Genomic DNA, 11,909 nt, shown 5'->3' with positions numbered 1-11,909 from the left:
GGCAACGAGCGATGGGCGACCCGCTCCCAGCTACCGCCCCGCCGGCCGCACGAAGGCCTTGCGCTTTTTCTCGATGACGGCGTGGCAATGGCAATCGGGACTGTGGTCGTTGACCATGCCCACGGACTGCATGAACGCATAAACCGTGGTCGGCCCGACGAATTTCCAACCCAGCTTCTTGAGCGCCTTGGACAGGGCTTCGGACTGCTCGGAGGTGGACGCGCCGTAGGTGGATGCGTCGCTGGCCGGGGCTTCGAAGCGCCAGAAGTAGGCCGCCAGCGACCCCTCGCGCTCGATCATTTCCAGCGCCCGGGCCGCGTTGTGGATCATGGCTTCGATCTTGCCGCGATGGCGCACGATGCCCGGATCGGCCAGCAGCGCCTGGACTTCCTTTTCGCCAAAGCGGGCGAGCGCCGCGGGATCGAAGTTGGCGAAACCGCGGCGGAAGCCCTCGCGCTTGTTCAGGATGGTGCGCCAGCTCAGGCCCGACTGGAAGCCTTCCAGGCAGAGCTGTTCGAACAGCGCGCGATCGTCGGCCTCGGGGCGGCCCCATTCGGCATCATGGTAGGCCATGTATTCGGGGGAGGTGTCCACCCAGCCGCAGCGGGCCAGGCCATCGGGAAAATCGGTTTTGGCGGACAAGGGAATGCTCCTGAGGGCAGACGGGCCACCGATGCTACTCCAGCAACGTCCCGGGAAAAAGTCGTAGCGGCCGGCATTCAAATCCAGATAATATTTCCCGCCTTGATTCGGCGCCGGCCTGTGCCGCGCGCACCCCGGATCAGCATGGCGGTCCGGTGCGATGCGGGCCCCATGCGTCAATGCGGGGAGCCGGACAGGCCAACCCGGACTTCTGCCCCATGTCCCTGCCACTGACTACGCTCATCTCGTTCGTATCGCCCGCCGTGCTGGCCGGCGACGATCCCGCCGCCAATCCCTGCCTGGACTGCGGCGCCTGTTGCGCCCACTTCCGCGTGTCCTTCTACATCGGCGAGCTGGCCGGCGAGAACGGCGGCCAGGTGCCGCTGGACCTCGTCACCCAGATGAGCCCATTGCGAGCCTGCATGAAGGGCACGGAGTTGGGCGGAGGACGCTGCATCTCGCTGCGGGGCGAACTGGGCAAGCCCGGCATCCACTGCGCCATCTACGAAAACCGCCCCACGCCCTGCCGCGAATTCGATATCTGGATGCCGGACGGCTCGCCCAACCCGGATTGCCAGCGCCTGCGCCTGGGACTGGGGCTGGCGCCCGTCCCGCCCCGGCCCGATGCCGAGAACGATCCCGAGGGGCCGCTGCACCCGGACCAGCCCGCCGCGGCCTGAATTCCGCACCGCCCCGCCCTGCCGCCGCGCGGGGACGCCCTAGGCACGGCCCGCGAGATACCGCGTGGGCGTCATCCCGAACGCCGTGCGGAAACTGCCGATGAACGCGCTGGTGCTCTCGTAGCCGACCGACAGCGCGACCTGCGTGACCGACCCGCCGCGGAACAGCATTTCCAGCGCCCGCAACAGCCGCGCCTGCTGGCGCCACTGCCCCAGCGTCACGCCGGTTTCCCGGCGAAAGCGCCGCATCAGGGTGCGCGAAGACATGTTCAGCCGATGGGCCCATTCGTCGATGCCGGCCGTGTCGTCCGGGGTGTCCAGCAGGGTGTTCGCTAGCTCTTGCAGGCGCGGATCGGCCGGCATCGGCAAGGGCACGCACGCCTCCCCGCTGCGCTGCCTGAGCTCTTCCAGCAGCACGTCGAACAATTGCGCCTGATAGGACGGCGGCGCGTCTTGCCACGCGCCCTGGGTAAAGCGCTCGACCAGCGCCTCGATCAGCCGGGAAGAAGGCCACGACCGGCAGACCGGCGGCAAGCGCCCGCAGATGCCGGGGTGCACATGCAGGAACGATCCGCGCGCCTCGCCAAACCAACGCGCCCCGTGCAGCACGCCCGGCGGCACCCAGCCCAGGGTGCCCGGCAGCACCGACAGCACGCGCCCGCCCGACTGCACCACCACCAGCCCTTCGTGGACGAGCACCAGCATGCCCTCTTGATGCACATGCGCGGGCACCGAAATGCCCTTGGATTCGCGCCGCCTGCGCACGCTGGACGGCGTCAGGAGGACGTCGGGCAAGGTGGGAGCGGCGGCCGCTTCAAGCATGATTGGCAGGTTTGAGCTACAGGTTGTCGGGTTCCCGTTAGCGGGTCTACTTGAAAATGTACATCATTCTCATCAATCGGACATCAGCCCCCGAATGGAGAAATTTCATGGACCACACACGGCTGCGCGACGCCGGCATCAAAGCCACCTTCCCGCGTTTGAAGATCCTGGACATCTTCTACCGCCACGCGGACCAGCACATGAGCGCCGCGGACATCCACCGCCGCCTCATCTCGGACCACAGCAATATCGGCCTGGCCACGGTTTACCGGGTGATCACGCAACTCGAACAGGCAGGCCTGCTCCGGCGCACCCAGCTCGATACGCACAACATGGTGTTCGAACTCAGCGACAAAGGCCATCACGACCACTTGGTCTGCACGCGCTGCGGGCAGATCCGGGAAGCCAGCGATCCCGCCATGGCGCAACGGGTCGGGAAGATCGCCAGGCGCAGCGGCTTCGCGCTGGATTCCTACAGCCTCGTCCTCTATGGCAGCTGCGGCTGCGCGGACGACCAACCCGCCCTGCCCCACGGAGCCTTCGAATGAACCCCGATCAGTTTTTCTTCCACGACCTGACGCACTTTCCCATCGTCACAGCGCGCCACGACGGCGCGCAACCGGGTTACTCGACCGGGTGGATCCGGGAAATGGAGTGGCTGGTGGAGAACCCGCACAGTTTTGTCATGGTGGTGCCCGACATGCGGCGCGAGGCCGCGCACGAAGACCGCAAGGCCATGATTGCGTGGCAGACGGCCAACCTGCCGCGTCTGCGGGCGCGCTGCCGGGCGTTCATCGGCGTGGAGCGGGATCCCGCCGCGCGGGACACGCTGCGCAAGCGCGCCGAAAAGATGTCCCGCGCCTTCGGCCTGCCGTTCCTGACCGTGGCCACGCCGGGCGAAGCCCTGCAATGCGCCCGCGAACTGCTGGGGCAGGCGGGGCCGGGCGGCTTCAACGTGGATTGAGGGTCGGATCGCCGATTTAAGACTGGGCGCGCGCGGCCGTTGTTCAAGGCAGGCGCCGACCTTGCGCGGCCGCTTTTCGCCCACCCCCGTCCCGGCCGCCCCCGATGAATCACGCCCTCGCCTGTCTGTTTTGCCAATCCACGCTCGCGCAGGGCGCGGCGCTGCTCGAACAGAACGGCGCGGCCATCTGCAAGGCCTGTGTCGACCGGTTCTCCGTGCGCTTTGCCGAGCGCGCGTGGGCGATGGCGGCCACGCCGCAGGAGCAGCTGGATGTGTTGCTGGAAGAAAGCCGGCGCGCCCTGGAGCAGAGCGAAACGCTGGCCGAGCGGGCGCGTTGCTGCGGCCTCAGCCTGAACGAGCTGTCGGCGGCGCTGCCCGCCCGCTCGCTGTCCTGAGCGGACGGCGGGTCGCATCGCGTCGCATCGCATTGCGTCAGAACGATGTCAGAACGATTCAGAACGATCCCACCGCGCTGCCCAGCGCGATGACGGCGGCCAGTCCGATGATGGGCCCCACGATGCCCACCACGACGATGTTCATGTAGCCCTCGCGGTGCGTCGATCCGCATACGGCCAGCAGCGTCACGACGGCACCGTTGTGCGGCAGGCTGTCCAGCGTGCCCGCGCCGATCACCGACACGCGGTGCATCAGCGCCGGATCGATGCCCAGGGTCTGCGCCAGTTCCATGTACGTGCCGGCCAGCGACTGCAGGGCGATGGTCAGGCCCCCGGAGGCCGACCCGGTCAACGCCGCTAGCACGTTGGTCGCCACGGCCAGCGACACCAGGGGCCCGCCCTCGATCGACAGCACCCAGTCGCGCACCATCGCGAAGGACGGCAGCGACGCGACCACCGCGCCAAACCCGACCAGGCTCGCCACGCTCAGCAACGGCAGCGCCGACGCATTCACGCCCGCGTCCATGGTGTCCCGCACCGAAGGCAGCCGGCGGAAGTTCAGCGCCACCAGCACCGCAATCGCGGCCAGCAGCGCGGTGATCACCGACCAGACCCCGCCCACGGCCGCCAGGCTGGTGCCGCCCCAGCGCGCATCGGCAAGCCAGCCAGTGTCCATGCGCGGCAGGACGACCAGCGTCATCAGCAGATTCACCAGGATCACCACCACCAGCGGCGTCGCGGCCACCAGCGTCGAGGGCGCGTCCGGGCTGCGCTGGCCGTGCTGGATCTCGGCGGGATCGAACTCGCGCGCCACGGTCGCGCGTTCGCGCACGACCACGTCTTCGGACACGTCGACGGCCATGCCCGCTGGCGCGACATAGCCTTCACCCGCGCGCCGCGCCGCGGCCTCCGCGCGCGTCAGCCACCACAGGCCGAATCCCAGCATGATCGCGCTGGCGACAATGCCCAGCCCCGGCGCGGCGAACGGCGTGGTCGCGAAGAACGGCATCGGGATGGCGTTCTGCACGGCCGGCGTACCGGGCAAGGCGGACATCGTGAATGTGGACGTGCCCAGCAGGATGGCGGCGGGCATCAGGCGCACCGGAATCCCCGCGGACTTGAACAGGGCATGCGCCATGGGCGCCAGCACGAAGAAGGCGACGAACAGGCTGACCCCGCCGTAGGTCACGATGGCGCCGGCCAGCACCACCGCCAGGATGGCGCGGCGGGCGCCCAGCTTGCGCGTCATGGCGTCGGCGATGGCCGTGACCGACCCGCTGTCGTCCATCAGCTTGCCGAACAGCGCGCCCAAGAGGAACAGGGGAAAGAACTGCGCCACGAAGCCGGCCGCGCCGCCCATGAAGGTCTGTGTCCAGTGCGCCAGCAGCGGCTCGCCGGCCGCGGCGGCGGTGATCGTGGCGGCGGCTGGCGCCAGCAGCAGGATGCTCCAGCCGCGATAGGCCAGCCAGATGAGCAGTACCAGGGCGAGCAGGATGCCTGAGAGTCCCATGATCAGACCTCGCCCAGCATTTCATCGATGTCGAGCGTGGACCGCTTGCCCAGGTCGGCGCCGTGGGCCTGCAGAAAGCTGTCCGCCGCCTTGCGCCCTTCGTCGCGCAGCATGCACAGGAAGGCCCATTCGGCATTGAGCTTGGACGAATAGCCCAGCTTCACCATGAGGTCCGACGACACCCGGTGGATCCGCATGCCCGCCCACATCGCGCCTTCGCCGTTGCCGGGATCGGCCACCTGGCGCAGCAGCGCGATCATGCGCAGCTCTTTGAGGAGCGAGGCATTGAAGGTCACTTCGTTCAGGCGGTTCATGATCTCGCGCGCGCTGCTGGGCAGCCCCGGGCGTTCGACGGGATTGATCTGCACCAGGATGGTGTCGCGGGACTTGCATTCGCGCACGAGCGGCGTGATGGTGGGGTTGCCGCTGTAGCCCCCGTCCCAGTAGGGGTCGCCGTCTATCATCACGGCCCGGAACATGGTGGGCAGGCAGGCCGAGGCCAGCAGCACGTCGGCGTTCACCTCGGCGTTCTTGAACACGCGGCCGCGGCCCGTGCGCGCGTTGGTCGCGGTGACGAACAGGTGGATGGGCGCCCGCGCCAGCTCGTCGAAATCGATCAGTTCGTCGAGGATCCCGGCCAGCGGATTGGCCGAGGACGCGGTCAGGTCATACGGGGAAAACACGCGCGAGGCCAGGTCGAAGGCGACGAACATGGGCGAGTGGTCCAGCGACCACGAGCCCATCAGCACGTCGAGCGGACTGCGGCGAAAGGGGCTGAACGTGGCCGCCTGCGACACGCGGCGCCAGAAATCGTCGAGCGCGGCGCGGGCCCCGTCGGCGCCGCCGCGCGCGTGGCCCAGCACCAGCACCGCGGCGTTCATGGCGCCAGCCGACGTGCCCGAAATGCCGTCTATGCCCAGCCAGGGCTCTTGCAGCAGGCGATCCAGCACGCCCCAGGTGAACGCGCCATGCGCGCCCCCGCCCTGCAGGGCGAGGTCGATCAACAGGGGCTCGGGTGCTGTCGCTGACGCTTTGGATCGGGCCACGGCGGTACTCCTTGCGGGAGGCTGAGGGGTGAGCTTGCGATCGGTGTGACTGCGACATGCACCATGTTGCGCTGCACATATCGTACGGCTGTTATACGCGATGCACCTGGAAAACGGAAGGCGGCCCGCGCGCCGTCCCGCCGCGGCGCGCCGGCATGGCTTGCGAGCACCGGTATGGCCGGACCTCCCGCGGGGCGGCGCGGCGTTGACGTCAGTCCGCGCGCGCGCGCTCGCACAGTGCGCGTATCCCCGCGATATCGCCCTGGCGGGCCAGGCGGCGGAACTGTTCGCCGAGGTCCCGGAAGGCCGCGTCGCGGGCCTGCAGCGCGCGCGCCCAATCGATCAGGTCCGAGATGGCGCCGCTGTCCAGCAGCCGTTGCACCTGGGCGAGATCGGCGCCGGACAGGCGCGGCGTCTGCACCGGCGCCGGCTCGGCGTCGTTGGCCGTTTGATTGACCGGCAGATGCAGCAGCCGGCCCAGCACATGGCGCAGTTCGACCAGGCTGATGGGCTTGAGCAGACTGGCGTCATAGCGCGCGCCGTCCACGGCCAGCGTGTCATGGGGCGTTGCCGACACCGCGACGACCGGCAGGTCCGGCCAGCGCGCACGGGCGGCGGCGAGCACGGCCGCGCCGTCGGCGCCTTCCATGCGGTGGTCCGTCAGGATCAGGTCGGGACGGCGCGCGTCGCTGGCCTGGATGCGCGCCACGATACCCCGGCCATCGGATTCGCTGTCCACGTCAAAGCCCATGCTGGCCAGTTCCTCGACCAGGAATTCACGGATCTCCGGCGTGTCCTCGGCCAGCCAGAGCAGCTTGCCCGAGCCATCCAGCGTCGGCAGGACATGCGGCGCGGCCGCGATGTAATGATGCGAGATGCGGGATTCGTCCATCTTCCGGACCGGCAGCGACACGCTGACCAGCGTGCCCTGCCCCACGCCGCTCTCCACGACAATGCTGCCGTCCATGCGCTGCACCCATTGCTGGACGATGGGCAGGCCCAGCCCGACGCCCGGCTGGTTGTCCGCGGAAGCCAGCCGCTGGAAGGGTTCGAAAATGCGCTGCCGGTCCTGCGGCGCGATGCCGCAGCCCGTGTCGCGCACCGACAGCACAAGCTGCCCCGACGCCTCGCCCGCCCCGGGCTCCGTGTAGTCGGCCGTGAGCGTCAGCACGCCGCCCCGGGTGAACTTGGCGGCGTTGTCGATCAGGTTGGACAGCACCTGCCGCACGCGCTTGCCATCCATGTCCAGCACGGCGGGCACCGACGCCGACACGCGCAACAGGAACTGGTTGTTCTGCCTGGCCGCGATCGGCGCGGATTCCTTGGCCACGGCGTCCAGCAGGGCATGCACATACTCGGGCGAGACGCGCAGCGCCTGGCCGCCAGCGCCCGCGGCGTAGTCGATCAGGTCATTGACCATGCCCAACATGTGGTCGGCGCTGCGGCGGATGATCGCGCCGCGCGGCGCGTCGTCGCGCCCGCCCGCCTGGATCAGGTCCGCGAACCCGATGATCGAGGTCAGCGGCGTGCGCAGGTCATGGCTGATGCGGGCCAGGAAATCCTGGCGCACGCGGCCGGCCTCGTCGGCCTGGATGAGCGCCGCCTGCAAGGCCTGGGTGCGCTCCGTGACGGCCTGGTCCAGCCGCCTGTGTTCGCGTTCGCGCGCCTGTGTCAGTTCGCGCTCGACCGCCAGCTTGTCCTGGCGGTGCTGACGCGTGCGTCCATGCACCAGGATCGCCAGCATCAGCGAGATCGACAACAGATCCCAGGCCACCTCCGGCCCCCCCTCCCATCGTCCGGGCAGCAGCCCCAGGATGAAGGCCAGCCGCAGGAAGAAGCAGGCGCAGTACACCGCGAAGGACAGCAGGAAGATCCGGGCGTTTGCGTGTCCTCGCCGCCAGCCGTCGGCCATGGACACCAGCCAGACCAGCGCCCACAGCAGCATCAGTCCGATCAGCGTCTGCGAGGCGGCGCGATAGTCGCCCCATGCCGACCAAGCGGTGCCCGCGAGGCCCAGGGCGATCAGGGCGCCATACACCCAGCGCCAGAGCCGCACCCGGTGCAAGTCCGCGAACCGCATCACCGTGAAGCCGAACAAGGTGGCCGCCAGCGTCCCCAGCACGCTGGGCGCGCGCAGCACCGCTTCGCCCCCGCCCGTCAGCACATAGCGATAAAGCAATCCCTGGAAGGCGATGCTGTAGAAAATTTCGATCAGGATGGTGGCGCCCATCAACAGGAACACCAGGTCGCGCTGCGCCACGCCCAGCACCCCCGTGTAGATCACCACCATCAACAGCGCGCCGATCAGCAGCGCCAGGACCAGGGTGCCTTGCTGCGCATCGCCCACGAACGCGGACGGCGTCCACAAGGCCGGTTCCATGCTGATGGCCGAGCGGCTCTGCACGCGGACCAGCACCGTCATCCGCTCGCCGGGCGCGAGCAGCAGCGACACCACCGACACGGCAGACGGCACTTCGCGCAGCTCAAGCGGCTGGCGGTTGCCCGCCAGCACGACCTTCAGGGGTTGCCGCTGTCCGTTGGGATAGAGGTAGAACCGCACGTCTTCCAGCCTGGGCACGCCCAGGGACAGCCAGCGTTCCAGGAAACCCGCGGTGGGATTGTGCACGTCCAGCCTGAGCCAGAACGCCGACGCGGAAAAGCCCCGGTTCAGCCAGGCGGGCGTCACCGGCTGCCAGGGGCCGTCCAGGAGCTCACTGGCGTCCTTGGCGCCGGTCGGGTCCTCGATGCCCTGCAGTTCATGGACTAGCGGCAATTTGCCGGTCACGGCGGTCAGGTCCACCGACGGCGGCGCGGCGCCCGCGCGCACGGGCGCCAGCAGGCACGACAGCACCAGCAGCAACAACAGGGATAGCGGCAGCCATCCCGGCCAACCCAGGCGGCGATCAGGCATGAGGATCGAATTCCTGGCGCAGGGCCGTCGGCGGCATGCCGAAGCGCTCGCGGAAGGCGGTGGAAAAATTACCCCGGTTGCCATAACCCACCGCTTGCGAAATGGCCTGGATGTCCAGGCTGGTCTCGCACAGCAGGCGGCGAGCCTCGCGCATGCGCTCTTCCCGCAGAAACTCGAAGACGGTCGTTCCGGCGCAACGCCGGAAGGCCTGGTTCAGCCGCCGCGCGTTGGTGTTCAACGCCTGGGCCAGCGCCATCAATTCCGGCGTGTGATCCAGCCGCTCGCGCAGCAGCTTGCGGGCGGCGCGGAACAGGACGCCATCCAGCGTCGCCCCCGCCGCCGCGGCGGAGGTGCCATCTTCCGCCCCTGCCGCGGCCAAAGCGGGCGCGGGAGCAGGCGCGGACGCCACGCGCAGGTGTATCAGCAGGCGCAGGCGCACTTCCTCGAAATCGAACGGCTTGGCCACGTAATCCACGGCGCCCGCCGACAGCCCCGCCACCCGTTCGCCGGGCAGGGCCGCCGCAGTCAGGAAGATGACGGGGATGCCGCGCGTGGCCTGATCCGCCTTCAACAGCCGGCAGGCCGCCAGGCCGTCGCAGACCGGCATGGACACGTCCATCAGGATGATGTCCGGCTGCACCATTTGCGCTTTGCGGTAGCCGTCGTTGCCGTCCTCGGCCACATAGACGCGGCAGTCCTGGCTGGTCAGGAAGTCCACCAGCAGCATGCGGTCTTCGGGGCGATCCTCGACCACCAGCACGCGCAGGCCGGCGAGTTGGCCCGGCGCCATCGAAAGGAAGTCGTCGTTCATGCCGCGCATTCTTTCATGCCGCCCGACGCCCGCGTGGCGAACAGGAGACAGTACCGAGGCCGCTGCTCGAATAATTTTCCTTGCGGCAAACCTACCCTGCATTCCAGCAAACCTCGGTAATGGAATAACTGCGCACTTACGATAATGTTTGTTACAGCGCGAAACTAGGATAGTGACAATTCGTTCCCGGCATTTGTAGCTTGCAAGCGACAACGGGGCGGACCGTCACAATTTTTCTATCGTTCCCGGGTGTCGACCACCAGAGGGCCGACATGTTTCGGCGTTTAACAGCGACGAAGAATAGTGTTTACGCACGCCTGAATCGTATGTCAAATAGCATCTATTAAGTCGAAATGTAACAATTCGCCGTCCGAGTTTTCATGCCCCGCCTATCCCGATTCTGCCGTCCCGCCGTCCGTTTCCTGTCCCCCATTTCCCTGCAAGTCGGTCTTGCCTCAACGGTTCTGGCGCTGGTCGCCAGCCCCGTCCAGGCGCAGAACGTGCGTCCGCAACTGCCTTCGGCCGCCGAGCCGGGCCGCCCGCTGCCGCAACCCGTGCTGCCCGAAAGCACGCCCGGCGCACCCCAGGTGACCGTGCAGCAGGGCAGCGCGTCCGAGGCGCCGGCCGGCGCCGACAAGCTGAGCTTCACGCTCACGGACATGCGCGTGGACGGGGTTACGCACTACGCCCCCGCGACAGTGAGCGCGTTCTATCAGGATCTGGTGGGAAAGACGATCACGGTGGCCGATGCCTTCAAGGTGGCCAACGACATCGAACTGCTCTATCGCAATGACGGCTACGTGACCACGCGCGTCATCGTGCCGGAGCAGACCGTCGAGGGCGGCGTGTTCCGCATCGTGGTGGTGGAAGGCTATGTCTCCGATGTGATGTACGACGGCGACATCGGACCGGCGCAAGCCGCGGTCGAGAAGCTGGTGGAGCGCCTGCGCGGCGTGCGCCCGATCAACGTGGCCGAGGTCGAACGCCAACTGCTGCTGGCCAACGACCTGAATGGCCTGATCGTGCGCGCATCGCTGGAGGCTTCGCCCAAGGAAGTGGGCGGCTCGGTGCTGGTGGTGCGCAGTGAACGCAAGCCGGTCGACGCGGCCGTGGGCTTTGACAACCGTGGATCGCCCTATCTGGGCTGGAGCGAAATGACCGGCCAGGTCACGCTCAATTCGTTCGGCGCGCGCGCCGACACCTTCACGCTGAGCGGCCGCCTGGGCTTTCCCTCCTATCGCAGCCAGGCCGTGGCCGGCAACTACGACATGCTGGTCACCGACAGCGGCATGACCTTCGGCCTGGCCGCCAGCTACGCCAAGAGCGAGCCCGGCCGCGACCTCGCCCCGTTGAACGTCGCCAGCGACGTGCAGGCCTACGCGGCCACCGTCACCTACCCGCTGATCCGCTCGCGCCTGGAAAACCTGCGCGCCTTCGGCACGTTCGACGTGCGCAACGTCACCACCGACATCACCGAAGCGCCCTTCACGCGTGACCGCCTGCGCGTCCTGCGCGCGGGCCTGAGCTACGACCGCACCGACAGCTGGAACGGCATCACCGCCATCCGCGGCACGGTGCACCAGGGCCTGGACGCGATGGGCGCGACGCAGCAAGGCGCCGAACTCGCCTCTCGCGCCAATGGCCGTTCGGATTTCCTGAAGTTCACCGCCGAATTGACCCGCCTGCAGCAGTTCACCGAACGCCTGTCCATGGTGGCCACGTTCGCGGGCCAGTACAGCACCAGCCCGCTCCTGGCCAGCGAGGAATTCGCGCTGGGCGGCCCGAATTTCGGCCGCGCCTACGACGATGGCGAAATGTCCGCCGACAACGGCTTGGCCGGCTCGCTGGAGCTGCGTTACGCCGTGTCGACCGACCGCTTCCTGCCGCACGGCGCGCACGTCTATTCGTTCATCGATGGCGGCCGCATCTGGTCGCGCAGCGACAGCGCGCCCCTGACCCGCTCGAACGTGTCCTCCATTGGCGCGGGCATGCGCGCCAACCTCAGCAAAACCGTATACGCCACCTTCGAAGTGGCCAAGCCCACCAGCGGGGATGTCCTGACCCAGGGCAACAAGAATCCCCGCGTGTTCTTCAGCATTTCGGCCCAGTACTAAGCAAGCGACCGACA

The 11,909-nt window shown here is 68.1% G+C and carries 11 protein-coding genes; 5 read left to right on the top strand and 6 right to left on the bottom strand.

All coding sequences use genetic code 11. From position 1 onward, the window contains the following. Positions 1-30: 30 nt before the first annotated feature. Positions 31-642 (bottom strand): DNA-3-methyladenine glycosylase I, encoded by a 612-nt coding sequence (locus tag BXA00_RS13195; RefSeq protein ID WP_076518895.1) that lies wholly within the window; start codon positions 640-642, stop codon positions 31-33. 218 nt (positions 643-860) lie between these two features. On the opposite strand from BXA00_RS13195, the gene BXA00_RS13190 reads away from it, so the two are divergent. Beyond that, positions 861-1,322 carry a YkgJ family cysteine cluster protein gene (locus tag BXA00_RS13190; RefSeq protein ID WP_076518894.1) on the top strand — a complete coding sequence of 154 codons (462 nt, stop codon included), beginning with the start codon at positions 861-863 and terminating at the stop codon, positions 1,320-1,322. 39 nt (positions 1,323-1,361) lie between these two features. Here BXA00_RS13190 and BXA00_RS13185 read toward each other — a convergent pair whose 3' ends face one another. After that, positions 1,362-2,144 (bottom strand): AraC family transcriptional regulator, encoded by a 783-nt coding sequence (locus BXA00_RS13185; RefSeq protein WP_076518893.1) that lies wholly within the window; start codon positions 2,142-2,144, stop codon positions 1,362-1,364. A 107-nt stretch (positions 2,145-2,251) separates the two neighbouring features. Here BXA00_RS13185 and BXA00_RS13180 point away from each other — a divergent pair, with 107 nt between their 5' ends. The 3 genes from BXA00_RS13180 (at position 2,252) to BXA00_RS13170 (ending at position 3,503) form a co-directional block, all read left to right on the top strand. Then, complete coding sequence (locus BXA00_RS13180) at positions 2,252-2,692, top strand: Fur family transcriptional regulator (RefSeq protein WP_076518892.1); 441 nt, start codon at positions 2,252-2,254, stop codon at positions 2,690-2,692. Continuing rightward, a complete protein-coding gene (locus tag BXA00_RS13175) occupies positions 2,689-3,108 on the top strand; it encodes a hypothetical protein (protein ID WP_076518891.1) in 420 nt (139 codons plus the stop codon). Before BXA00_RS13180 ends, BXA00_RS13175 begins: the two co-directional genes overlap by 4 nt. Before the next feature lie 104 nt (positions 3,109-3,212). After that, complete coding sequence (locus BXA00_RS13170; RefSeq protein WP_076518890.1) at positions 3,213-3,503, top strand: MSHA biogenesis protein MshH; 291 nt, start codon at positions 3,213-3,215, stop codon at positions 3,501-3,503. A gap of 58 nt (positions 3,504-3,561) precedes the next feature. Here BXA00_RS13170 and BXA00_RS13165 read toward each other — a convergent pair whose 3' ends face one another. From BXA00_RS13165 to BXA00_RS13150, 4 genes are all read right to left on the bottom strand, one after another. Then, on the bottom strand, positions 3,562-5,013 hold the full coding sequence (locus BXA00_RS13165; RefSeq protein WP_076518889.1) for a GntP family permease: 1,452 nt from the start codon (positions 5,011-5,013) through the stop codon (positions 3,562-3,564). A 2-nt stretch (positions 5,014-5,015) separates the two neighbouring features. Then, the gene (locus BXA00_RS13160; RefSeq protein ID WP_076518888.1) at positions 5,016-6,059 is read right to left on the bottom strand and encodes a patatin-like phospholipase family protein; all 1,044 of its coding nucleotides are present in this window, start codon (positions 6,057-6,059) and stop codon (positions 5,016-5,018) included. A 211-nt stretch (positions 6,060-6,270) separates the two neighbouring features. Beyond that, positions 6,271-8,970 carry an ATP-binding protein gene (locus BXA00_RS13155; protein WP_076518887.1) on the bottom strand — a complete coding sequence of 900 codons (2,700 nt, stop codon included), beginning with the start codon at positions 8,968-8,970 and terminating at the stop codon, positions 6,271-6,273. Continuing rightward, positions 8,963-9,790, bottom strand: coding sequence for a DNA-binding response regulator (locus tag BXA00_RS13150; RefSeq protein WP_076518886.1), 828 nt, complete (start codon positions 9,788-9,790; stop codon positions 8,963-8,965). Before BXA00_RS13150 ends, BXA00_RS13155 begins: the two co-directional genes overlap by 8 nt. 371 nt (positions 9,791-10,161) lie before the next feature. On the opposite strand from BXA00_RS13150, the gene BXA00_RS13145 reads away from it, so the two are divergent. Then, a complete protein-coding gene (locus BXA00_RS13145; RefSeq protein WP_083714252.1) occupies positions 10,162-11,895 on the top strand; it encodes a ShlB/FhaC/HecB family hemolysin secretion/activation protein in 1,734 nt (577 codons plus the stop codon). Positions 11,896-11,909 lie beyond the last annotated feature (14 nt).

The organism is Achromobacter sp. MFA1 R4, from assembly GCF_900156745.1.
In the GTDB taxonomy this organism is placed as follows: domain Bacteria; phylum Pseudomonadota; class Gammaproteobacteria; order Burkholderiales; family Burkholderiaceae_B; genus Achromobacter.
This window is presented reverse-complemented; position numbering and strand designations above follow the sequence as displayed.

Excerpts from the sequence above, each read along its gene's own strand:
- BXA00_RS13190 (WP_076518894.1), top strand. The coding sequence starts at position 861 with ATGTCCCTGCCACTGACTACGCTCATCTCGTTCGTATCGCCCGCCGTG.
- BXA00_RS13185 (WP_076518893.1), bottom strand. The coding sequence starts at position 2,144 with ATGCTTGAAGCGGCCGCCGCTCCCACCTTGCCCGACGTCCTCCTGACG.
- BXA00_RS13180 (WP_076518892.1), top strand. The coding sequence starts at position 2,252 with ATGGACCACACACGGCTGCGCGACGCCGGCATCAAAGCCACCTTCCCG.
- BXA00_RS13175 (WP_076518891.1), top strand. The coding sequence starts at position 2,689 with ATGAACCCCGATCAGTTTTTCTTCCACGACCTGACGCACTTTCCCATC.
- BXA00_RS13170 (WP_076518890.1), top strand. The coding sequence starts at position 3,213 with ATGAATCACGCCCTCGCCTGTCTGTTTTGCCAATCCACGCTCGCGCAG.
- BXA00_RS13165 (WP_076518889.1), bottom strand. The coding sequence starts at position 5,013 with ATGGGACTCTCAGGCATCCTGCTCGCCCTGGTACTGCTCATCTGGCTG.
- BXA00_RS13155 (WP_076518887.1), bottom strand. The coding sequence starts at position 8,970 with ATGCCTGATCGCCGCCTGGGTTGGCCGGGATGGCTGCCGCTATCCCTG.
- BXA00_RS13150 (WP_076518886.1), bottom strand. The coding sequence starts at position 9,790 with ATGCGCGGCATGAACGACGACTTCCTTTCGATGGCGCCGGGCCAACTC.
- BXA00_RS13145 (WP_083714252.1), top strand. The coding sequence starts at position 10,162 with ATGCCCCGCCTATCCCGATTCTGCCGTCCCGCCGTCCGTTTCCTGTCC.